19 protein-coding genes and 3 pseudogenes are annotated in these 23,449 nt (G+C 59.6%); 12 read left to right on the forward strand and 10 right to left on the reverse strand.

The genetic code is table 11. From position 1 onward, the window contains the following. Positions 1-92: 92 nt before the first annotated feature. A pseudogene (locus GGD46_RS32685) lies at positions 93-212 on the forward strand (HU family DNA-binding protein); the annotation flags it as partial. 72 nt (positions 213-284) lie between these two features. On the opposite strand, the gene GGD46_RS32690 reads toward GGD46_RS32685, so the two are convergent. The 8 genes and pseudogenes from GGD46_RS32690 to pmtA form a co-directional block, all read right to left on the reverse strand. Further along, on the reverse strand, positions 285-593 hold the full coding sequence (locus GGD46_RS32690; RefSeq protein ID WP_004119799.1) for a DUF736 domain-containing protein: 309 nt from the start codon (positions 591-593) through the stop codon (positions 285-287). Positions 594-1,217: 624 nt separating this feature from the next. Beyond that, the gene (locus GGD46_RS32695) at positions 1,218-2,141 is read right to left on the reverse strand and encodes an ArdC family protein (RefSeq protein ID WP_028755179.1); all 924 of its coding nucleotides are present in this window, start codon (positions 2,139-2,141) and stop codon (positions 1,218-1,220) included. A gap of 301 nt (positions 2,142-2,442) precedes the next feature. Further along, on the reverse strand, positions 2,443-3,030 hold the full coding sequence (locus GGD46_RS32700) for a hypothetical protein (RefSeq protein WP_004119792.1): 588 nt from the start codon (positions 3,028-3,030) through the stop codon (positions 2,443-2,445). Between the two features lie 382 nt (positions 3,031-3,412). Continuing rightward, positions 3,413-4,376, reverse strand: a pseudogene (locus GGD46_RS32705) (plasmid partitioning protein); the annotation flags it as partial. 337 nt (positions 4,377-4,713) lie between these two features. After that, a complete protein-coding gene (locus GGD46_RS32710; protein WP_004119790.1) occupies positions 4,714-5,457 on the reverse strand; it encodes an NYN domain-containing protein in 744 nt (247 codons plus the stop codon). 575 nt (positions 5,458-6,032) lie between these two features. Further along, positions 6,033-6,545: a DUF1419 domain-containing protein gene (locus tag GGD46_RS32715; protein ID WP_210305302.1), complete on the reverse strand. Its 513-nt coding sequence runs from the start codon at positions 6,543-6,545 to the stop codon at positions 6,033-6,035. Positions 6,546-6,656: 111 nt separating this feature from the next. After that, entirely contained in the window at positions 6,657-7,709 is a 1,053-nt protein-coding gene (locus tag GGD46_RS32720; protein WP_004119783.1) for a DUF3991 and toprim domain-containing protein, read from the reverse strand. A gap of 1,239 nt (positions 7,710-8,948) precedes the next feature. Then, the gene (gene pmtA / locus GGD46_RS32725; RefSeq protein ID WP_004119780.1) at positions 8,949-9,539 is read right to left on the reverse strand and encodes a phospholipid N-methyltransferase PmtA; all 591 of its coding nucleotides are present in this window, start codon (positions 9,537-9,539) and stop codon (positions 8,949-8,951) included. Between the two features lie 634 nt (positions 9,540-10,173). Here pmtA and GGD46_RS32730 point away from each other — a divergent pair. Further along, a complete protein-coding gene (locus GGD46_RS32730; protein WP_004119777.1) occupies positions 10,174-11,259 on the forward strand; it encodes a PHB depolymerase family esterase in 1,086 nt (361 codons plus the stop codon). Between the two features lie 182 nt (positions 11,260-11,441). On the opposite strand, the gene GGD46_RS34365 is transcribed toward GGD46_RS32730, so the two are convergent. Further along, positions 11,442-11,564 (reverse strand): hypothetical protein, encoded by a 123-nt coding sequence (locus GGD46_RS34365; protein WP_276307826.1) that lies wholly within the window; start codon positions 11,562-11,564, stop codon positions 11,442-11,444. Positions 11,565-11,837: 273 nt separating this feature from the next. Between GGD46_RS34365 and GGD46_RS32735 the strand changes: the two genes are divergently transcribed. Both GGD46_RS32735 and GGD46_RS32740 read left to right on the forward strand, forming a co-directional pair. After that, the gene (locus GGD46_RS32735; protein WP_004119775.1) at positions 11,838-12,296 is read left to right on the forward strand and encodes an Hsp20 family protein; all 459 of its coding nucleotides are present in this window, start codon (positions 11,838-11,840) and stop codon (positions 12,294-12,296) included. A 94-nt stretch (positions 12,297-12,390) separates the two neighbouring features. Next, positions 12,391-12,900 (forward strand): Hsp20/alpha crystallin family protein, encoded by a 510-nt coding sequence (locus GGD46_RS32740; RefSeq protein ID WP_004119772.1) that lies wholly within the window; start codon positions 12,391-12,393, stop codon positions 12,898-12,900. Between the two features lie 130 nt (positions 12,901-13,030). Here the strand turns inward: GGD46_RS32740 and GGD46_RS32745 are convergent, their stop codons facing one another. After that, complete coding sequence (locus tag GGD46_RS32745; RefSeq protein ID WP_004119769.1) at positions 13,031-13,747, reverse strand: hypothetical protein; 717 nt, start codon at positions 13,745-13,747, stop codon at positions 13,031-13,033. Between the two features lie 493 nt (positions 13,748-14,240). On the opposite strand from GGD46_RS32745, the gene glmS reads away from it, so the two are divergent. From glmS to GGD46_RS34610, 8 genes and pseudogenes are all read left to right on the forward strand, one after another. Continuing rightward, positions 14,241-16,067 (forward strand): glutamine--fructose-6-phosphate transaminase (isomerizing), encoded by a 1,827-nt coding sequence (glmS, locus tag GGD46_RS32750; protein WP_004119766.1) that lies wholly within the window; start codon positions 14,241-14,243, stop codon positions 16,065-16,067. Between the two features lie 71 nt (positions 16,068-16,138). Continuing rightward, positions 16,139-16,669, forward strand: coding sequence for an FMN reductase (gene msuE, locus GGD46_RS32755; protein ID WP_004119752.1), 531 nt, complete (start codon positions 16,139-16,141; stop codon positions 16,667-16,669). A 424-nt stretch (positions 16,670-17,093) separates the two neighbouring features. Further along, complete coding sequence (locus tag GGD46_RS32760; RefSeq protein WP_004119747.1) at positions 17,094-18,167, forward strand: efflux RND transporter periplasmic adaptor subunit; 1,074 nt, start codon at positions 17,094-17,096, stop codon at positions 18,165-18,167. Continuing rightward, the gene (locus GGD46_RS32765; protein WP_004119743.1) at positions 18,167-21,337 is read left to right on the forward strand and encodes an efflux RND transporter permease subunit; all 3,171 of its coding nucleotides are present in this window, start codon (positions 18,167-18,169) and stop codon (positions 21,335-21,337) included. Before GGD46_RS32760 ends, GGD46_RS32765 begins: the two co-directional genes overlap by 1 nt. A gap of 166 nt (positions 21,338-21,503) precedes the next feature. Then, positions 21,504-21,838, forward strand: a pseudogene (locus tag GGD46_RS32770) (type II toxin-antitoxin system RelE/ParE family toxin). Between the two features lie 150 nt (positions 21,839-21,988). Continuing rightward, entirely contained in the window at positions 21,989-22,198 is a 210-nt protein-coding gene (locus GGD46_RS32775) for a hypothetical protein (RefSeq protein ID WP_135488292.1), read from the forward strand. Between the two features lie 143 nt (positions 22,199-22,341). Further along, a complete protein-coding gene (locus GGD46_RS34155; RefSeq protein ID WP_092576572.1) occupies positions 22,342-22,938 on the forward strand; it encodes an aminotransferase class I/II-fold pyridoxal phosphate-dependent enzyme in 597 nt (198 codons plus the stop codon). Continuing rightward, entirely contained in the window at positions 22,841-23,449 is a 609-nt protein-coding gene (locus GGD46_RS34610; protein WP_376766902.1) for an aminotransferase class I/II-fold pyridoxal phosphate-dependent enzyme, read from the forward strand. The genes GGD46_RS34155 and GGD46_RS34610 overlap by 98 nt, the downstream gene beginning before the upstream one ends.

Raw genomic sequence — 23,449 nt, forward strand, 5'->3', positions numbered from 1 at the left:
AGGGCTTGGCGGAGGCTTGAGCTGTATGCTGGGAAACTCGCACGTACAGTTCTTAGGGAGGAGCGGCCCGGCAACGGGTCGTTCCTACCCGACAGCATACCCCGGAGCGCGAAGGCCGCAATCCGTCGACCGGTGCGGCGATCAAGGTTGCTGCGGCAAGAAAGCTGGGCTTCCAGCCTGCCAAGGCTCTGAAGGACGCCTTGAACACGTAAGGGTTTGCGGACCGCTGAGCCGGCCTTTAACCGAGAGATCGACGGCCCCGCTTTAGCGGGGCCGTCTGCGTGTCAGTCCCGGTTAGGGCGGGACCAGATCAGCTGGTAGCCCTCTTCGCCCTCGACCTCTGTGAGCGTCGCGTAGATCGGGGCAGGGAAGCTCGGATCGTCGAGCTTGACCGAGAGGTAGTCGCGGTCCTGCTCGGAGCGCTTCTGCCAGGCCGCGCCCAGCTCGACGTTGCCTGCGTAGATGCGGAAGTGCGGGCCCTTGTCGGAGGGGTTTTCGATGCGGGCGATGCGGGCCTTGACGTTGAGGGCGAGCGTGCGGATCGATCCGTTGAAGCCGGTTTCGGAGGTGGTGAAGGTGCCGATGGTTGCCATTGTCGTATTCCTTTGCTGTCTCGGGCCGCGCCCATCGCGGCCTCGATGGCTGTCGCAAGGATCGGGGACGATCGGTCCGCACCCGTAGGGCCGAAATGAAATGGCGGGCGGCCAGGAGAAGCTTTGTTGCTCCGCGAGGAATGAGCGCATCGCGCTCAGCGGAAGAAAGTTTCGCAAGGCCGTTGCGGGAAGACGATCGAGGCGAAGCCGGTCTTCGATCAGACATGCCTCATCGAGCCCGCGAAGGACGTGGCTTGCTGCAGTGCTCGAAGGGATATGGCAATGGCAGCCCGTCCCCGGTGCCTGCCCGGACGCTACAACGATCAGTCCGCTGTCTTGTCCACATGCCTAGCCCAAACCTCGCAGAACCACCCAGCGTGAGGGCGTTGCATTGCCCGCTCCGCGCTATCGCGGCGCCTCGCGAACCGTCGCCTGAGGATCTATACGTCAGCAGACAAAGCCGTTTATCGTCGAAATCAAGCCGTCCCGGAAGCTCAAGCCGATCGACCGGACAACCTCGATCTGGGGCAAACTGGACCTCGCGGCTGATCGTGACGCGCCCCCCGACCGACGGGCAAGAGTTGCCGACCGCTGGCGAGGCCAACGACCGGCGCTGACAAGTCTTCACGCGACGAGCCGCTCGTCGGCTGCGGCGAGCTGCAGCGAATGCAGGAACGCTACGGCCCGTTGCGCATGCGCCGACGCCTGGAATATCGCCCGTCTGTCGTCGGTCAGGACCTTAAGCCAGGAGTCGAGGTAGGAGGCGTGATCGGGGCGGGGCTCGAGCTCGGGAACAATCCCGAGATCGGCGCAAAGGAAGCAGCTACCGAGCTCCGCTATCAGTTCCTCGCGGGCTCGCTCGGATTTGTCCTTGGCATAGCGGCTGAGGTCGCGAGCGAGGCGGTGGGCCGGCGCCGTCCAGTGCGTGACCTCGTGGCTTAAAGTCGCGTAGTAGCTTGCCGCATCCTTGAAGCTCTCAAATGGTGGCATCTGGATGAGATCGGCGGCAGGCGCAAAGAAGGCCTGGTTGCCGCCATGGCGGATTGCAGCGCCGGTGTCGCGGAAGAACCGATCGGCATGCCCAACCCGTTCAACCGGATCGAGAACCGGTGCCGGCCGGTGATGATACTGGTCGGGAAGTCCGTCGATCTGTTCGACGTTGAAGACGCTGTAGGCTTTCAGGAAAGGGATCTCCCGCTCGACCTCGCCGCCGTTCCCGTCGGTTTCGGACTTGGTGAATCGGCTTGCGAAGACGACGGTCGTGCCGGTCTCGCCCTTGCGCACTGCGCCGCTCAGTTCCAGGGCCTGCTTGAACGTCATCCATGTGGATGACGTATAACCCCGTGTGATACCCTCCGACCATAAAAGCAGCACGTTGACGCCAGAATAGGGTTGCCCGTTGTAACGCAGCGGGCGGGTAATGTGGCCTGCCGTGTTCGCCGAATTCCATGGTTTCATCCAGGGCCGCACGCCTTTCGCCAGGTCTTCGATGATCCTGTCGGTGATGCGGCTGTAGAGATCGCCCCGCTGATTTTCTGTCTTGCTCATATCCAAACCTCCGTTTCAAGGCCGCGCCCGTCGCCGCCCGTTACGGAGGGCGAAAGCAGGAGCAGATCAGCCGGTGGATGCACCGGAACAGCCGCAACGCAGTGGAGGACGGCGAAGCCGTTGCATCCGCCGGCGGCTCCTGCAGACCCGACGAAGGAACGGGCGGCGACGGGCGTGCCATCGGCTTCATTTCTTTTTCCTTGCTGGCCGGGTTCGCAAAACGACAACAGGCCGGTCCCGCCATGGAACCGGCCGGCTCGAGTTGATGGAAAAGGCGGGGCCGGAACCCCGCCGGAAGTGGCTAGTCGAAGGCGGAGATCTGCGCTTCGGCAGCCTTGCGGTCGAGCGCGCGGCCCGGTTGTTCGACGGGACGGTCGAACGGTTTCCAGCTCTCGCCGATCACCTGGACATAGGCGGCGACGGCGCCTTCCGCCGCCATTCTGAGCGAATGGGCCTGTATGCCCATGTCGGCGGCAAATTCGCGCTTACGCTGGGCGGCGCTGTCATAGCCGACGGGACCGTCGAGGTCCTCGTCCCGGGCATCGTTGGCGGCCTTGGCCGTGGCATCGCGTGCCTCGGTGACCGCGCGGCTGTAGAACTGGCCGGCGCCATGGGCGGAGCCGACGTAGGCGCCGACGATCCGTTGCAGGTGGATCTGCATGGCCTTGTCGCCAAGGCCGTCGCCGAGCGCGTCGGCTGTCTCCGTGACGAGCCGCTCGTGCAGGTCGCGGATGCCGTCGCTGTCGATGACGGCGGTTCCGAAACTCTCGGCGATCTTCAGCGCCTGCATGGCGTCGGGGCAAGTCAGCCGAACCATGTCGACGGTGGCGCCTTTGCGCAGTTGCACGACACGCGTGGATTGCCGGGATGAGGGAGTGGACTTGGCCATGGTCGTTTCCTTTCGAGGTCGTCCGAAGCGGCTCCGGCCCCATGCCGGCTTGCCCTTCGGTGCGGTCACCCCGGACCGGCGGAAAGACGGGCGCCTCAAGGTCCGGCCCCTCCTGGACGAGCGGAGCCGGTTTGCGTGCGAAGAGGGCAACCTGTCCTCGATAAAGCACGCAAGCCTGCTCCGTGAAGGACGGCGGGGTCCGGCCGCTCCGCGGCGCGATAGCGGCCTGGAAGCGCACGGCCGCCGGTTCAGACCGCAGCAAAACGAAGGGCAATCCGGCATGGGGAGGAAGGTGACGTCCTCAAATCAACGACAGGCGCTCCCACGAAAGGCTGGTGGCGCCGAGGCTGCGCTCGCCCTCCTTGCGGATCAGCCGGCCTCGGCTGTTACGGGCCTCCTCCGCCCCATCAGCTGCCGGGCCGGTCTGACCGGTGGGCTTCCTGACCTCCGGCATCCGGCAGTGGACGCTGTGCACCTTGCCCTCGCGATCGCGGTACAGTCGCCTTTGCCTGGCTTGCCGTAGACGCGTTCGGCTTTCTTCGGCAGGTCCGGCTGGCCCCAATTGTTGACTTCGACGATGGTACCCTTCTTCGGCACGTTGCTCGCCATCCATTCCTGCTGGGCGCCAAGCAACTCTTCGACATTGGTGGTATAGCGATTGTCCTCATCGGCAGGGCCGAACAGGTCCTCCGCCCACTCGATCCCATAGGCCTGGCGCAGATCGTCGCCGAAGCTTGCATCACGTGCATACATACGGGTCTTTGTGAGACCGTTGGCGATCTGCCACCAGGCCGCCGTTCGCCTTTCTTCGGCTAGTGGGCCTTCCAGACCTCTTTTTGCTCGTCGTGCGAGGCGGCCGCAATCGTTCTGAGCCGCTGCTCGTTCGGCATATCGCCCTTGGCTATCTGATCGAGCATGGAGGGCAAGAGGTTTGCGAGCAGACGAAGCTTGCGGATCTGGCGGACGGGAAAGGCAAGCGCTACGGCGACCGCCTCCTCGGTCCAGCCGAGCGCGACCAGCCGCTCGATGCCGCGCATTGATCGATGGGATTAAGGCACAAGCTATATTCTCGGTCATCGAGCGCATCGCGCCGTTGTCGTTGGCCACCGCGACCACGACCACGTCGATTTCCTCGATACCGGCGGCGATCGCCACACTGGTGGGGCGGTGACCGGCTTCGATGATGTAACCGTTGCCGCCGGCTTCCGGGAAATGACCGGCGCTGGATCACGCCGACGGCCTTGATCGTCGCCAAGCAGGGCGTCGGCCTGGGGCGTCGACTTCGACTGGCGCGTGTTGTCGGGGTCGTCCTTTAACGCACGCGGATCGACCTTCATCAATTGCATGGGATATTCCTTTTCGAGGATTGGACAGGCCTCTGCCTGTCCTTCGCGTCTTCATTCCTTCCGAAGACACGACCCGAAGCGCGGAGCGGGCAGCCGGGTGCAACTGCGGCCGAGCATCGCTGCCGCGAAGGACGAGCGGAGCTGACAGCCCTGCGAGGACCAGTGGCCGCCATTGCGAGCGGCGCGGTTGAGCGTCAGCGACGCCCGGCTACTCGATCTGCGAGTAGTCTTCCTCCATCTTTTCTTCCATTTCCATTCGCCTATCCCTTGCTCTCTCACCACAAAGCTTGGAGGATGCGGCGAACCAAAACGTGCTGATGGAGACCCGTACTAAACGTCACTTGGCGCTTTTCTTGGCAGAAGGTTGTTTGACGCGGATGCGCAGAGGTCTGCTGTCCGAATGGTCTATCTCGAACGCATTTGTCTTCTTCACGAGGTCGCTGAGCTTCCTGAATCCATATGTTCGGGGATCGAAGTCTGAAGAGAGGTTCGCAAGCTGCGTTCCGACTGCGCCGAGCGGCACCCAACCATCCTCACTCTCCATCTGCGCGATGACCTTTCTGATGATCGGCGCCGCTGCACTTGGCGGCTGGAGCGAAGGAGTTGCCTGAGTAGCATCGCCACCATTTGTAGGCGCTGAAGAGAGGAGGTTTTCAGTGTAGATAAACCTCCGGCACGCCTGGCGGAAGCTTTCGGGCGTTTTCTGCTCGCCAAAACCGAACACATCGATGCCTTGCTCACGGATCCGAGAGGCGAGGCGTGTAAAATCGCTGTCGGAGGAAACAAGGCAAAAGCCGTCGAAGCGCCCGCTGTGGAGGAGGTCCATGGCGTCGATCACAAGTGTGATATCAGAGGCATTTTTACCGGTCGTGTAGGCAAATTGCTGCTGCGGAATGATCGCGTGCCTGGCAAGGACGTCGATCCAGGCTTTCGAGCGAGCGTTTGCGAAGTCACCGTATATGCGTCGGACGCTCGCCTCGCCGATTTTGGCTATTTCCTCGAATAAGCCGTCAACGATCTTGGCCGACGCATTGTCAGCGTCAATTAGTACAGCAAGTCGCGGTGAACGTGTTTCAGGCATTCGATAGCTCCAATCTGTCCTAATGGACCGAAGACCACAAGATGGACAAGGGGCCCATGCCTCACAAGCCCGAAAGTGTCAGATGCTATCGGACCACGCGCAGTTTGCTGGCAAGGGGAGTCGCGTCAGGATCGTGCGCGGATAAATCGTCGGATGACCTGAACAAAAAAAATGGGCCAGCGAAAACCGCGGCCCATGAAGCGTGAAGGTCAATAAACCTCCAGAGGGGAACAGCTGCTGCGGCGGCACTGGGAGGAAATCCGCCATGTGCATCAGCTGTGTGCACTATGATTAATTTTTGATCGGAAGGAAAACATTTATTGTGCAATGCAGCTATGCGCGTGCTGCACCGCCACGGACGACCCATCGAGACGGGCTTGATCGTCAAGCGGCGTCAGACGTCCCCGCCGTTTCCCCGCGCGCCGCGGTCGCCAGGACCTCATCGACCTCCCGAACCTGTTGGCGCTTGTCGGAAAGGTCGTCCGCGAACGCGAACATGCCGCCGTCGCGCGAGCGATAGGAGACAAGACCGCCGCTCGGCCTCGTGCAAGCGATACCGATAGCGCTCCTGCGCCTCATCGACACCGTCGAGCGCATGCTCGAGCCGTGAAACCGCGCCGAGCGGCGTCATGGTGACGGCAAGATCGAGCTCCTGGGTTGCGCCGGTGCGCTGCAGCAGGGTTGTGTAGTGATAGCCGTCGATTGCGGTAACCGCCATACGTCGCGGCATCGGCGCTGCCGCGCGCAACCAGGTCGCGCACAGATGCGATCGGCGCGGGGAGGTGGCGCAGTTGGACCGGCAGCTTGGCGGCGACTTCGTCGTACACCTTGTCGGAGAGGTCGCAGTAACCGTGGAAGTAACGGATCGCCTCGTCGATGCGCAGCGCGAAGAACACGTATGTCACCGAGCCGGTGAGGAATTCCCGCATCGCGAACAGCGAGCCGCGGATCCAGAGCGGCGGCAGGATCTCGAACATGTAATCGTGCTCGGCCTCGGGGATTTCGAACCATTCGCCTGCATAGAGCGGAGTTGCGTCACGGTCCCGACGATCGGGTCGCTGGACGTGGCGGTCGAACGTGGGAAACATCTGCTGGCGGCTTGCGACGCCCTGAAACACTTGCGGAGGGAAGAGGCCATTTGCGGCTCCTTGCGCGGGCGGACCAAGCGCGGCTCAGTCCTCTCGACCCTGCCATCTTCTTCAGTCCTTCGTGATCCGTTTCCTGCCGCCGGCATCGCGACCTCCCGCATCCAGGGCTGGCTTTAGCCGGGAGAAGCCTCCCTTGACGCGGCCGGCTCGCCTGCGGCACGCCTCTTCCTCTTTCGCTTCTTCCTCCAATTTCTGTTTCTCGCTGCCCCGCTTCGGGCGTAGCTTCTGAACTTCGTTCCAGTCTTCTTGTGACGGGCGAAGTCGCATCCAGTCGCATCCCGCCTCCTCGGCAAGTGCGCGTAGTCGCTCGGCAAACATCTCGCCTTGTGGGTTGGCGTCGGTGGCAGCGACAAGCTGGACGTTGGGGCCCGACGCAAGCCTGCGGAGTGCCGCGGCCGTGGTCGGCGACCAGCCGCCGCCGGTGCTGAGGTAGAGTGTGCCGTCTCGCAGGCCCTCGATTGCCGCAAGGCTCATCGCGTCGATCGCAGCTTCCGTGACGGCCAGTCGCACCGCTGCACGCGACCCCAGACGAAAGAGAACCTTCGTTCCTCCCGAGGCGAACCCGCGGTATTGCGGACCGCGCGCCTCCCAGCCTGTGACACCGCCTGCCTCGTTCGTATGGGCGGCCCACATGGTGCCTTGCGGACCTTCGCGAAGAAGGTTGCGTTTGATCGCCGAGCATAAAAGAACCGTCGGCAGGCAACGCACGTCCTGCAGGTACCGCCATGTTGATGAACCCCGCCAGGGGCGGCGGCGCGCCTGCCAGCGATCGCCAAGCGGAAGGTCGGATTGGCCGTCCGGAATGCCAGGCTGCCACTCAGCCTTGGAAATATGGAAGCCTATGAGGTCCGCGACCTTTGCGACGCATGCCGAAAAGCCAACACGGTCAAGGTGCTCGACCAATCCAAAGATATCGCCTTTCGCATCGCTGAGCGGATCGAACCATCCACGCCCTCCATGCGTCACGATGATGATCTCACTGCCGCGGCGGTACTTGACCGCCCGCCGGGTGCTTTCCTTGACGTCAATGGCAAACCCGTTCTTATCCAGCACGGCGGCGCAGCTTACCTTGTCGCGAAGCGATTCTATTTCTCTTCTCTCCATTTTCCTTCCGATCGCGAAAGCGATCGCCTCCTGCTCGTCAGTTCTATTCATCGGCCACTTCAGCGGCCGCGAAGAGCAAAGGACGCAAGGGCGCGGCTGGCAATTTGGTGAATCGTGCAAGGTCGACCGCGGCGAAGCCTCCCTTGCGGCCTGCCGCTCGCTAGCGGCACGCCGCAGGCCATGCCGCCGGCTCAATGCCAAGGCGTGTATTCATGGACGATCTCAAGATCGTTCATCGGCGTCGATTGCGTCGGACGGCAGGACGCCGTTATCCGCCGTCGACGGAGAAGAGGGTGACCGGGACCATCAGGTTGCGGGAGAGCTGGAAAGCGTGGGACTGGGCGAGTGAGAGATTCGTGCGACATGTGAGTGGTTCCTTCGGAGCGGCCCAATTCCCGCTCGATCACTCCACAAAAGGCCCGCCCGGGGAGGGCGCGATCACCGCTGCGCGACGCGGAAGCGGCCGCAGCATGGCTAGCGGACCGCTCGCGGGTGGAAGATCCGGAACCGGGCCAGGACTCCATCAACAGAGAGCGGGATTGGACTGGTTAGGGAGGTGCCTCACGCAACGACGCTCGACTGCATCGACCAGGTCACGATCTGCGGCCTGCGGTCTCGAAATGCCGGGCGGATTTCATCGGCCGCCTGCCTGCGCGATGCCATCGTATCGACCGGCTTATGGCATATTTGAACTCGGTGATTCCCCTGATGAGAGAGGATTGAGATAGCCAACGATATCAGCATCGGAATGTCTTTGTTCTTAGCTTAGAGGATGGCCGGGAACAGAGGTTGCCGACTTCTATGAGGCCGCTTTTGGTGCCCAACAGATCGACTTTTGCAATCTGGATGGCGCTTTGGCGGGCTTTGCAATGCGCTTTGGCGCAATGCCCGTTGCAGTCGCTGGATCCAATCCCCGGCGCGAGCAACACCCTTCTTACGGCGGCCCTTTTTCCCGAAAGCGCTGGGCAGTCAGCGCCATTTTCACGATCAACGTGATGACATTGAGCAAACCGCCGGCGCGGTGTGACTGCCGGAGCGATTGTCCGCGATGAGATAGAGACGGACATTTCTTGGCCGCCGCGAGGCCTCGATCTTCGATCGTTCGGCCCGCTCTGGGCGCTGGTCGAACGAAGGGCAGCGCGCGTCTGGAAAGCCGCCCAAGCGCTTTCCACATCGGTCGCGTTCGTCATCAGCCCAGCGATCAAAACTTTTCGATCAATGTTTATGAGATGGCCGAGGTCATCTCGTCTTTCGGTAGGTCCAAAGTTGTGCCGGCGGAATGTTGCGCATCATGAAAGCCAGATGACGGACCTCGTATCCGGCGGGAAGCGCGACGACTGGAGAGAGCAATCCATAGGTGATTTGGACGACGGGCCGCCCTGTCGGAATCCGTTCGAGAAGATCGAGGATCAGCGACAATCGCTTTGAAGGCGGCAAATGAAGGAGGGGCACAGCGGAGATGACGCAGTCGAACTTTGCACCTCGCTGAGCGCCCAGAACGAGATCCAGCGCAAAGGCGTCTCCACATCGAACGTCGACCTCGGGAAACTCCTGCTGAAGATGCCGACAGAACTCGGGCGAATACTCGATGGACAAGAGCTCCTTGGGCCCAACGCCGCGCGCCAGGATCTGTTTTGTGATTACGCCGGTTGCCGGACCCAGTTCAAGGACAGGAAGGCTGGAGAAAGGATCGATAACGCTTGCCATCTTCTTTGCCGTCGCAACGGAAGTGGGCGTTATGGCGCCTACCGCTGTGCGGTCGCGCTTCCAGCCCTTCAGGAACGCGATCTCATCCTTGAACTTCAACCCCAGCCGCTGCCGCACGCCCATTTTGCCTCCGCTTTGACACCCGATCAGAATCATGGGAGCGACAAACACCGTCAAAATGCGACAAATGCAAGCCCGGCGGCGGCATTTTCAGCTCAACATCGCCTTTTGCTCATAAAAGAAACCCGCGGCGAGCACCATTCACTACCAAGCCACGCCCTTTGGGCGCCTTGGTTCTCCGGTTCAGACCGGCATACTTCGAAAGAAATGCCAGCTTTACCATATTCTCGGGAGTTCCATCACAGTTAAAGCACACTCACAATGATCGCTGAGGGCTCCCCGATCAGGCTGTCAACGAACCAATCAATTCGTCACGTCTCCAAAAGCGAGCGACATACGATTTTGTCGGAATACGTCGACGCGGCGCACGGGCGAGGAGCCATGCCCCGACATTTTGATGATATGCCGTTTTTGGTGGCATGAAATTTGTACGAAATCAGTCGTGGAGGAATGCACCACGACATTCGATCCGAGGTTGGGCATCTTCTATGTTTAGCAGCGCGGCAACAATTGCAATCGAATCTGTGGCTTTCGGCAGGGGCAGTGAACCGCATGCGGCACGAAAAGCCTCCTCTGACAATCTGGTCGCAAATTTAAGGGCGCGACCAAAGCTATTCCCGCAAAGGGGTATGAGGGTATGAGCGCAAAGATTTTTCCGGATTGGAAGAAAACCAGGTTTTGTAGCCTGGTTAAACGAATTGTCACCGCAAGTTTCAGCCTGCTGCTGCTGACCGGGGTGGCACAAACCCAAGCGCTGCCAAAACTGAAGATCGATCGCAACGCGATCTCGGTGTCGGGCCTATCATCGGGAGCGTTCATGGCCTCGCAGTTGCAGGTCGCGTATTCATCAAGTTTCATGGGAGCCGGCATTGTCGCTGGTGGACCTTATTTTTGCGCTATGGGCAATCTCACCTATACGGGAATCTGCATGGGCCAAGTGCCGCGCGTTCCTCCAAATCCTGCGATGTTGTTCGCTGCGGCGGAAACGTCTTCGCGGATCGGCGCCATCGACCCGCTTTCCAACCTTGGATCAAAGAAGATTTACATTTTCAGCGGTACGGCCGATACGATCGTCAAGCAAAGTGCCGTCGATGCTAGCGTCCAGTTTTTCAAATTGGCCCGAGTTCCCGATTCAAACCTCGCCTATGTCAGCAATTACCCTGCCGGTCACTCGTTTGTTTCGAAGGTCTTCGGGAATTTGTGCCCGACCAACGCAACGCCGTACATCAACGAATGTGTGAACGATCCCCCAAATACTGCCAACGACAACAATTACGACCAGGCTGGCGCGATTTTGCAGTTCATCTATGGCAAGCTTAACCAGCCGGCCGCCAAACCAACTGGGAAGTTGAGGGCGTTCGACCAGAAACTCTACGGGGCCGCCAACCCGGTGTCGAGCATGGCGGATGTGGGGCATGTCTTTATCCCCGACAGCTGCGGCAAGCCTAGGGCCAACTGCAAACTGCATGTTTCCATCCATGGCTGCCGCCAATCGCAGCAATCGATTGGGGACGATTGGTATACCAAGCTCTATCTGAATAACTGGGCGGATACCAACGGTATCATAGTGCTGTATCCGCAAGTCAATAAGTCACTCCGGAGGCCGTATAATCCCCGGGGTTGTTGGGACTGGTGGGGCTTTACAGGCAGCAACTATGCGATCAAGGGTGCTGTCCAAATGGACGCCATTATGAAGATGATCGCTGCTCTGGGCGCCCTCTGACGGCGAAGCGCCAAGACACCTGCAGTTATCGCCGTGGCGACATCCGTTCTCCTTGGGTGGACCGAGTGTTACCACACGCGGGCATCATAACCGCGTTGCGCCTTGGGGCCGAGCTTAACCTTGACCATATTGGCGAGATTCGACGCCCTACGGCATCTTCTCCCGAGCGTTCGAAAGGAATTTCACTTCAGATTACCATCGTTCGAGAGATCGAACGTGACGACCTTCTGCGCATGGACAAAGAGGTTCTTATGAGTTTCTACGCGCGGCATCGGAATGAAAATGACGCGCGAACTGTAATCCATTTGGCATCGCGCCAACCTATCTCGGTTTTGATTTTTGCGGTTTTAACACGATGGTGAGATTCCAAAGCTCTCGAACGTCTAGATTTCTAACCGTATGAACTTATAGTGATTGTTTGAGTCACTCCCGCTCGAAAAGTCTTGCGCGCCCTCTTGACCCTACCTCGCTAGCTACCCATTTCATCTGTCGTCGACGCCAAAAAGAGTCGACTACGTCAGGGGCGCCGAGCTTCTTGGCGTTCCTCGTATCTATGTTGCTCCGTGGAGGATGTAGCTATGAGAACAAACCTCGATCTTACCCCTTTCTATAGGTCCAGCATCGGCTTCGACCGCATATTCGATCTTCTCGAAAATGCCAGCGTTAACGCCGACAAGTGGCCGCCTTTCAACATCCTAAAACTCGGCGAAGACACGTATCGCATCGCGATCGCGGTGGCAGGTTTTGCCGAAAGCGAACTGACGATCACCCACGAGGCAAAAATGCTCGTGGTGAACGGCGCGAAGTCCGAGGACGACGAAGCACTGTATCTGCATCAAGGCCTTCCCGTAAGGTCGTTTGTGCGCAGATTTGAGCTGGCTGATCACGTGATCGTCGAAGGAGCAAAGCTCGAAAACGGGCTACTCCTCATCAATCTCAAGAAGGAAACACCTGTGGAGATGAAGTCGCGTCGGATTGCCATCCAAGCCGAGACTGCCAAAGCCGCTTCAAAGCAGATTGAGGGCGCCAAAGCCTAGCGTGATGCGCACCTGCTTACTCCTCGGCTGTTCCCGAACCGCCAAGGACGTCATCGCACGACAGGAGAAAAAAACCGAAGAAAGGATGATAGTCATGAGTGTACGTGACCTGATCCCATGGAGCCGTGGCAACAGCCAGGTTCCGAACGTCTATCGTGGCGACGACATAGACCCGTTCCTGTCGCTTCACCGCAATGTCAACCGTCTGTTCGACGAAGTCTTCCGCAGTTTCGGTCCGCCATCGTTGTTTGGTGGCACATCGCCGATTGGCGCCGAGTGGCCGCACGTAGAGATCAAGGAGAATGACGACGAAATCCGAGTGATAGCGGAAATTCCGGGCATCGATCCAGAGGATATCGAGTTGCTGCTGAAAGACGGCGTGCTTACGCTTCGTGGTGAAAACAAGTCCGATACCGAGGACAAGGATCGCGGGTTCAGCGAGCGTTATTACGGACGCTTCGAACGGCGACTGGCTTTGGGTCGCCAGCTTGATGAGAGTAAGGTCGCCGCAACGTTCAAGAACGGCCTTCTTACGGTGACGCTGCCGAAGACCGAGAAGGAGCGAGCCAACGTCAAGCGGATCGCCATCGACAACACCGAATAATACCGACAGCTGCAAGCTCGCCGGGTACAAACGCACCCGACGAGCTTCGGCAACGGCGACGCTGTCTTACGGTCGCGATCGAAAATACCATCCCGGGCGCTGCGCTTTTGGTCGCAGCGCCAATGGGCACTTAGTGGGTAAGCAGAGGTGGAGGCGGGAAGTCCAATACATTGCTCGTATAGCTTTCGACCAGCGCACTGAACGGAGTGCCGTCCTGAAGCTTCAGCACTGCATGATGTTCGAGAAGAAAGGGCGGTAGTATAAGAGATCCCGTTGCGGGTGTCGGTAGTTCCTTTTCCACGTCCCATCCTTCTGGAAGAGGGGACCACAGCAAATTGGAAGATAGATTTGTGCGGGTGAATTTAAGAGATTGGACGGCTCTGCCAAAGGCAACGTCGCTCGTATTCAACGCTTTATTCATGTCCATTGTCAGCCTTGCCGGAACATACCAATTGTCAGCCTCAGAAAGGACGCGATTGCCGCAAACGAGGCGGACATGTCGGTAGGCGATGGGCTCGTCGGGGCCGACCGCCAGAAGTTCTCGGATGCGGCTATTGACGGGCTTGTCTCTCCCGCGTACCCGCTGTGCAACGATCTTAGAACCTTGCGGTGCGAGATTGTGTCCGGCACACCACCGGTCGAGCGTCAAAGTGGCACTAGCATTACTCAGGAGAGTTGCATTCAAGGTCTGGAGAATCGCAAGCGCCTCAATCCGTGCCGTTGGCGTGTTTGGCCATTGCACCGTGGTGAACGATTCCTGCGCCGATATGCTATGCGCGGCCAGCATGATCGCAGCAGCAGGTGCAAATGCGATAACCCGTATAAACTTCCAACAGTAAATTGACACGAAAAGTCATCCTTTGTGCGAGTTTGATGAGCGGTCGAGACGATATTTATTGCCAGGGAGGCTTTCCCACAAGAACGCTCGAAGGTGACTTCTAAAAGGCTGTGTGAGCGGACCTACCGTCCCGCTTTCAAGGTTTCCGTAGATACCTGGCACCAATGATGGCTGCTGAGCGCATCATGACGGACGTTACCTCTGCCTTGGGAAACCGGCCGGTTTATGTCCGAGGCGGCACCCGTCGTCCCAGCGTGAAAACCGATGCGGCGATAATCCATGACGTAAATGGGTGCGATCCAAAGAATCGATTTTTCCAATAAGTCGAGTGCCGTTAGAACGCGCTGAATTTGGCTTAGCGCGACAGCACGACGGTTTTGCCACGGAGTTCTGACGGAATGATAGCCGTCATGGCGATCAAGGAGTGAAGCAGCTTCGCTCACTCCAGACTGACGGACTAGGTGAGTGCGTTGTGGCCGATATGCGAAAACGCGGAGAATGTATGTGCGGGATTGTGGGTATTGTCGGCCATCATCCGGTTTCGGACCGGTTGATAGACGCATTGAAACGGCTTGAATATCGTGGCTACGATTCGGCAGGCGTCGCGACGATCGACGGTGGAGCGCTCCATCGCCGGCGCTGTGAGGGCAAGCTCCTCAACCTTGAAGCAAAGCTGAAAGAACTGCCCCTGGCGGGCACAATCGGCATTGGCCATACGCGCTGGGCAACCCATGGCGCGCCGACGGAACGCAATGCCCACCCACATTTTAGCGACGGCATCGCAGTCGTCCACAATGGGATAATCGAGAATTTCGCCGAATTGAAGGATGAGCTGACCGCGGCCGGCACCGAGTTCCAAACCGACACCGACACGGAGGTCATCGCGCATCTCGTGGCAAGACTTCGCCGGGACGGCATGGCCCGGCGCGAAGCTATGCATGCGATGCTGAAGCGCGTCCGAGGCGCTTACTCGCTGGCTCTGCTCTTCGAGGAGGACCCTTCGACCATCATGGCTGCCCGGAATGGCCCGCCGCTCGCGATCGGTCACGGAAGCGGCGAGATGTTTCTCGGATCGGACGCGATTGCGCTGGCGCCCTTCACTAACGAGATCACCTACCTGATCGACGGCGATTGGGCGGTCATCGACAAGACTGGCGTCCGTATCTTCGATATCGACGGAAAGGTCACCACCCGACCGCGGCAGATCTCGGTGGTGACGGCCCATATGATCGACAAGGGCAACTATCGCCATTTCATGGAGAAGGAGATTTACGACCAGCCGGAGGCCATCTCCGATACCCTTGGCCATTACATCAACTTCAGCGACAATCAGGTGGTCGCGGCTTGGCGCGACACCGTCTTCACCAACGTGCAAAGCTTGGCGATCTCCGCCTGCGGCACTGCGTACTTGGCCGGACTAATCGGCAAATACTGGTTCGAGCACTACGCACGTCTGCCGGTCGAAATTGATGTCGCCTCCGAATTTCGGTACCGCGAAATCCCGTTCTCGCCACAGGTGGCAGCTCTCTTCATCTCACAGTCGGGCGAGACGGCCGATACACTTGCTTGCCTACGCTATTGCAAGGAGCACGGCTTGAAGACCGGTGCAGTCGTCAACACGCCCGAATCGACGATAGCACGAGAGTCCGACACTGTGTTCCCGATCCTCGCCGGACCGGAGATCGGCGTTGCGTCTACGAAGGCCTTTACATGCCAACTCGCCGTATTGGCTGCGCTCGCGGTTGCTGCCGGCAGGGCGCGTGGCACCCTTACGGAGAAGGAGGAACAGACACTGGTCGCCCGGCTTGCCGAGATGCCGCGCGTCATTGGGCAGGTGCTCAACAGCATCCAACCCAGGATCGAACTTCTGTCGCGTGAATTGGCAAAGTGCCGCGCCGTGCTCTATCTTGGCCGCGGAACCAGCTTCCCTTTGGCCATGGAAGGCGCCCTGAAACTAAAGGAGATTTCCTATATTCACGCGCAAGGGTATGCTGCCGGCGAACTGAAACACGGTCCAATTGCTCTCATCGATGAGAACATGCCGGTTATCGTGATCGCACCACACGACCGCTTTTTCGATAAGACCGCTTCCAACATGCAGGAGGTTGCGGCCCGCGGCGGACGGATCATCTTGATCACGGATGAGAAGGGCGCTCGCGCCTTGAAGCTCGACACGATGCAAACAATCGTTCTTCCAAATGTGGACGAGATCATTGCGCCGATGATCTTCTCGCTGCCGGTCCAACTACTCGCCTATCATACGGCCGTGTTTGCGGGCACGGACGTCGATCAGCCGCGCAATCTGGCGAAATCAGTCACCGTCGAATAGGTCATCGTTTCCGTAAGGGACGAATGACAGAGTTTAGATGACTTATAACTGCTGAGCATTTGGAGATCGACATGCCGCAAACGAAGATATTTGGCTTCTCGGGGAACATAACACGACCGTCCACGACGCGCACATTCGTCGACCATATCGTCGGGCAATTGGCAATCAAAACGCGAGCGGTGGCGCAGTCCTTCGATGTCGATGACCTTGGACCTTCACTATTGGCGGCCAAACGGCTAGACGACCTCAGCGCTCAAGCACGCGGGGTCGTAGACCAAATGCTGGAGGCAGACGTCCTGGTTGTAGGCTCACCCACCTACAAGGGCAGTTACACCGGCCTATTCAAGCACTATTTCGATTTGCTCGATCCAACATCGCTGAGGGGCAAGCCTATCATCATCGCTGCGACGGGCGGAGGCGAGCGTCATTCGCTTGTCGTCGAGCATCAGTTGCGCCCTCTGTTCGGGTTCTTTGAAGCGCTTGCGATGCCGACCGCAATCTATGCCACCCGTAATGACTTCGCCCACGGGGAGGTGATTTCCGAGGCCATCCGCATGCGTGTAGGCCGGGCTGTCGAGGAAGCAGCATACGCAATAGGATGACCAGACGCAGCAAACGTCGGCGCAACAGGCTCTATTGTCCCACGCGAACCTTAAGAGGCGATTTAGCGGTATTCACCGCCTCGAAGACAACGTTGACTCTGTGTTTCCCTGGTCCAATCGGATGCCAGTGTCCTCAAAACGCTAGCCTCTCCCCGGCCGTAGGTGGTCTTGTTATAGTTGGCGAGTGCGCCCAATCCTGGCTCAATCCAGCAGCTGATTGGCGATCTCTGACGGAGTCGCCGACAAAAAACTGCTGCTTTGGACGGCGGAATAGCCCGACATCACTGGTGTCGCCAAGATGTTTTGAACAGTTGAGTTTTGTCACCTTCGAGACCGTCAGGCATTTCAACTTTGCACCACAACAGCCGACATTTTTGACGCCACGGTTGAGCGCGGACACCCGTGAACTGCGAGGAATTGCCATTTGAGAAAACCGTGTCTTCTACTCGCTGCCGTTCTTGTCTGTGCAGCACTCCAGTTTCCCTGCGCCAATAGCATGGCTGAACAGGCGGCCGCACCCGCTCTGACGGTTTCTCTGACGGCGCCGGCAATACGGGACTGGCCGGAGACCGTTCCCGCGAGCGGCTGGTTGAAGCCCTGGCAGGAAGCAATCATCGCGTCCGAAACGAGTGGCCTGCGCATCACCGACGTCCTGGCGGATGTCGGGTCCGTGGTCACGAAGGGGCAGACGCTGGCCCGGCTTTCGCAGGAGAGCGTGCTGGCGGACCTTCGCAAGCAGGAGGCGGCTGTCGTGACTGCCAAGGCAAATCTGACAAAGGCCAAGGCGAATGCGGATCGTGCACGCCAGCTCAGCACTTCGGGGGCCCTCGCCGACGAGAAAATCACTGGATATCTGGCCGACGAGCAGACGGCGACGGCAAGCCTGACATCCGAGGAAGCCGCGCTCGACAGTGAAAAGATCAAGCTTGCGCAGACGACTATCACCGCCGCCGACGATGGCCTCATAACCTCGCGTTCGGCCGATCTCGGCGCCGTCGTCTCCACCGGCACCGAGCTGTTCCGCATGGTGCGCCAGCAGCGTGTCGAATGGCAGGCCGAAGTATCGGCGCGTTATCTGCCGCGCATTTCGGAAGGCTTGAGCGTTAGGATCAACGGGCCGGAAGGTCACGTCATTGCCGGCAAGGTGCGGCTTGTCGGACCCTCGGTCAGCACCGACACCAGCCGGGCGATCGTCTATGTCGCGCTTCCCGCCGACATTCGTCCGCGGACCGGCCTCTACGTCACGGGCAGCATCGAGTTGCAGACCACACCGGCGCTCACCGTCCCCGAGACCGCAATCGTGTTCCGGGATGGCATCAGCTACGTCTTCACCGCCGGCGAGGACAAGCGGGTGCGACGGGTCCGCGTCGAAACCGGCCGCCGCAACAATGGTGAAGTCGAGATCGTCTTCGGCATCGATCGGTCGTCGAAGGTCGTGACGTCAGGCGGTGCCTTTCTGTCGGACAATGACCTCGTGAAGATTGCGGAGAAGAACTGATGAATTTCTCCGCCTTCTCGATCCGCAATCCCATACCAGCGATATTGCTGTTTGTGATGTTTGGATTTGGTGGGCTTTGGGCATTCAAACAGCTGGCGGTTCAGTACTTTCCGGATATGGACCTGCCGACCATCAGTGTCACCGCCACGCTCGACGGCGCTGCGCCGACGCAGCTCGAGACGGAGGTTGCCCGCACCATCGAGGATAGCCTCACCTCCTTGAGCCATCTCGATCATATTCTCACGACGATCACCGACGGCACCGTCTCGACCAAGGTATCCTTCAAGCTGGAGAAAGACAGCGAAACGGCCCTCAATGAGGTCCGCAATGCCGTCGATAGCGTCAAGGCCGATCTGCCGGCACAGATGGCGACGCCGATCATTACGAAGGCCACCGTCCAAAGCTCCGCACTTGTCACCTATGCCGTCCGCTCGACCGCTCTCAACGAGACCGAACTCTCCTGGTTTGTCGATAACGATCTGACCAAGGCACTGCTATCGGTCCCGGGCGTCGGCCAGGTCAACCGCATCGGCGGGATCGATCGCGAGGTCCATGTCGATCTCGATCCTTCGACGATGGCGTCGTTCGGCGTCACCGCCGCGACCGTATCAGCGCAGTTGAAGGCCGTGCAAGCCGACAAGTCTGGCGGCCTTGGCGAAGTCGGCGGCACGCGTCAGACATTGCGCACGCTCGGCGCCGTAGAGTCGGTCGAGGCCCTGAGGGAGCTCACTATACCGCTCGCTAACGGGCAGCAGGCCCGACTCGACGACATCGCCTCGGTCAAGGACAGCTTCGCGGAGCGCACCTCGATGGCCTATCTCGACGGCAAGCCGGTGATCGCCGTCGAAATCAAGCGTTCGAACGGGTTTTCCGACAGCAGCGTTTCGGCTGACGTTAACACGGCAATGAAAAATTTCGCAGCGTCGCATCCCAATGTGCAGATCCATGCAGTCTACAGCCTGATCGGGTCAATTCTCGGCAATTATGACGGCGCGATGCACATACTGTATGAGGGTGCGATCCTGGCGATCGTGGTTGTCTGGCTCTTCCTTCGGGACTGGCGCGCGACGATCCTGTCGGCTGTGGCACTGCCCTTGTCGGTCATACCGACCTTCCTGGTCATGTACCTGGCGGGCTTCAGTCTGAACGTCGTCACCTTGCTGGCGCTGTCGCTTGTGGTAGGTATTCTCGTCGACGACGCCATCGTCGAGATTGAAAACATTGCCCGCCACCTGCAGATGGGCAAGCGGCCGATCGATGCCGCGATGGAGGCGGCCAACGAGATCGGGCTGGCCGTCATCGCCACCACCTTCACGCTGGTCGCCGTCTTCCTGCCGACGGCATTCATGAGCGGCATACCGGGCCTCCTGTTCCGTCAGTTCGGCATCACCGCCGCTGTTGCCGTCGTTGCCTCGCTTGTCGTTGCGCGTCTGCTTACCCCCATGATGGCAGCCTATTTCATGAAGGCTCATCCGTCGGAGCAGAAGGATGGCCGAATCATGCGCGCCTATATGGCGCTCGCGAAGGCTGCCCTCGATCACCGGAAGACAACAGTGGCCGTGACTGCCGTCGTCGTTGCGGTTTCGCTTTCCGTTATCCCCCTCTTAAGAACGGGATACCTGCCAGCCGCTGACGACTCGCGGACGCAGATCACGCTCACCCTGCAGCCCGGCGCCACTGTCGAGCAAACCGACGCCGCAACCAGGAAGGCCGCAGATATTCTCAGTGAGATTCCCGACGTGACACATGTGTTTGCGGCTATCGGCTCGGGATCCTCGGGCGGTGGTGCGACGGTCGCCAGGAGCAGTGTCGGGTCTGCCGCGATCGTCGCCACGCTGACGCCGATTGATGAGCGCGACCGCAAGCAGTCGGAGATCGAAAACGATATCCGGCAGGCGCTCTCCGTCCTCCCCGGAGTGCGTGTGGCGGTCGGTATCGGCAACGGTACCAAGCTCGAGTTCACTCTGGCCAGCGACGATGCCAGTGCGCTCGATAGCGCAAGCACGGCGCTCGAGGAGCAGTTGCGCACGCTGCATGGCATCGGTGCGGTGACATCAACGGCCGCAAGGCAGGCGCCGGAAATTCAGATCACGCCCGACTTTGCGCGCGCCGCAGCGCTCGGGGTAACGTCGAATGCGATCGCCAGCGCCGTGCGCGTGGCGACAAATGGGGAATATTCCTCCGACCTGCCGAAGCTCAACCTGCCGCAACGCCAGATCCCGATCGTCGTCCGCTTCTCGCCGGAAACGCGCACCAGTCTGGATGATATCAAGACCATGCGGGTGGCCGGCACCAATGGCAATGTCGATCTCGGATCGATTGCCGATGTCCGCATCGGCGGCAGCCCTTCGGAGATCGACCGTATCGACCGCATGCGCAATGTCACCGTTTCCGTCGAACTCAACGGCCGCATTCTGGGCGATGTCAACCGCGAGGCGAAGGCGCTGCCGGCTCTCCAGCATCTGCCGCCAGGCGTTACGCTGGTGGAACAGGGCGAGTTGCAGCGCAGCTCCGAGCTGTTCCAGAGCTTCGCGCTTGCGATGGCGATCGGTGTGTTCTGCATCTATGCGGTGCTCGTCCTGCTGTTCCACGATTTCCTGCAGCCGCTCACGCTTCTGATGGCCCTGCCGCTCTCGCTCGGCGGCGCGCTGGTGCCGCTGGTGGTGACGGGCACCAGTTTCTCGATGCCTGCCGTCATCGGCCTTCTCATGCTGATGGGCGTTGTGACGAAGAACTCCATCCTTCTCATCGAATATGCGATCATGTCACGTCGCCGAGGCATGTCCCGGTTCGATGCGCTCGTCGATGCCTGCCACAAGCGGGCGCGGCCGATCGTCATGACCACCATAGCCATGGCCTCGGGCATGCTGCCGGCCGCGCTCAGCCTGTCGGGTGGGGATTCCAGCTTCCGGCAGCCGATGGCCATTGTGGTGATCGGAGGCGTGATGATATCAACGCTGCTCAGCCTCATCATTATCCCGGTCATCTTCACCTTCGTCGACGACCTGCAAAATTTGCTCAAATCGTTCAATCGCCGAGCGCTTCGACGCCATGCGACCTGCGGGCGAGAGACGGAGTTCAGTAATTTGCCAGGCGATCTCGGCGGCGATACAGGGAAATCCCTAGAGATGACTCCATCTCAGCATAAAGTCATCGAACCCACACCTTGATCGGGACTGGAGGCGTTTTTGGCAAACGCTTCTCGTTGTCGATCAAATCACGCGAATTCCAACCCTCGGCCTGTCATTGATATTGCCTCCTGCGGTCAAGTGCGAAGCTCGGCGCCTTCTTTGTTGCGGCAGTCGCGCGTGTGGATACTATGCGCGGCAGCAGATAATGCATTTTAATTTTAGCCTTTCAGTTGAGGCGGAAGAGGACATCATTGCGATCGCCGAACAAGGTGTAAGCATGTTCGGATCCACACAGGCGAGGCGATATCATGATGACTTGTTCGCTGTGCTTGACCTCATTGCCGCCAACCCGCGAATGGCACGTGAGCTGGAAGAGATTTCGCCACCGTTAGAATTCATCCGTTCGAGGCCCATCCTATTGTCTACAAGATCGAGGAAAACGGAGCAATTTTCGTGATCCGAATACGCCATAGACATGAAGACTGGACCGGCGATCCTGTCTTGGACTCACTGAGTAGACCAACATGCATCATTGTGTGAGAGGCGTTACGGTCGGGCTGTGACGCATGTCAGATCAGCTACATCGCCGTTATCCTGTGCTTTTTCTCCTGATTTTTTGGAGGAGATGGCCTAACCGATTTGCCGGACAGCAGTCTGGAGAGTTCGTTCTAAGATAACGTCGGGGACTGAGTGACGCAGCAGTTCGATTTGTTTGTTTCAAGTGAGACACCTTCCGCGAAGGCAGCTGCTTCATTGCCTGCCAAGCGCCAACGGTCAGCTGCTTTAAGTGAGGACGATATGGTGCAGCAACTCCAGGCGACCGGCCGATATCGCATCCTCAAAAAACTCGAACCGCGTGCCATCGCAACGGAGGCGCGGCCCGGATTCCCGTTGAAGTGAGGTGGCTCCTGATCGAGGCTCGCCCGGGCAAAGGAACCTTCGTTCGCGAGGGGCCCGCAAGTCCCGCCGAGGTTGTCGACCTATCTTGGCAATCTGTCGCGCTTGGAGCTGCGCGGGGAGACGGTGGTTTTTTGGAAACTTCATTGACGCTTCCACCAGCCGACGGCTTGATCTTGAGCATGGGCTACCTGCCGCCTGATCTACAGGCGTCTGGCCTTTTGGCACACGCGCTCCGTCGAGCCGCAGGTCGTGTCGATCTTTGGGATAGACTGCCGATCGAGGGTCTTCAGTCATTGCGGGCGTGGTTCGCGCGCGAGATCGGAAACGGCGCCGTGTTCTCACCCCACGATGTCATCATATGCAACGGCGGACAGGCGGCGATCACTGCGACGCTACGGGCACTTGTGCCGCCTGGACGTCCCATTCTTGTGGAGACGCCGACCTATACTGGCGCTATGTCGGCTGCCCGGGCGGCGGGTCTTGAAGTCATTCCCGTAGCCATTGACGAAAACGGAGTGCGACCGGAACTGCTGGAGGACGCCTTCGAACAGACGGGGGCCCGGGTCTTTTACAGCCAACCAACCTTCTCCAATCCTTCGGGCGTCGTCATGTCGAATGAGCGGCGAGCTGCTGTCCTCGACATTGCTGCAAAGGCAGGCGGGCGCCTTCATCATCGAGGACGACTGGGCGCGCGATCTCGATCTGGCAGGCAACGCACCGGCTCCGCTTGCGACGGCTGATCGCCATGGACACGTTGTTTATATTAGGTCCCTTGCCAAATCGGCTGCACCCGGTTTGAGGGTCGCAGCCGTTATCGCAAGGGGAGCTGCCCTGGCACGGCTGAAGGTGGCTCGCGCGAGTCAAGACTTTTTTGTTTCCGGTCCCTTGCAAGCGGCGGCTTTGGCCGTTGTCTCCGCGCCAAGATGGAAGCCTCATCTCAAGGCCGTCCGCGCTGCCCTAATCGAGCGGCGCGATGTCCTCGTCGGGGTGCTGCGCGAGGAAGTTGGGGATTGCGTGACGTTCCAGGTCCCGACCGGAGGCATGCACCTTTGGCTACGCTTGCCGGATCACGTCTGCGATGTCGCACTCGCTGCAGACCTGGCCCGGAACGACGTTATCGTTGGCGCTGGTCGCCCATGGTTTCCTGCGGACCCAGAAGGCTCTTTCCTGCGGCTAACTTTCGCAGGCCACCCCACCACTCTTGTTGAGGGCGCAAAGCGCCTCAGCCAGGCTATTAAACACAAACTTTAA

Origin of the sequence: Martinezella lusitana (genome assembly GCF_014207095.1) — a bacterium.
Taxonomy (GTDB): Bacteria; Pseudomonadota; Alphaproteobacteria; order Rhizobiales; family Rhizobiaceae; genus Rhizobium; species Rhizobium lusitanum_B.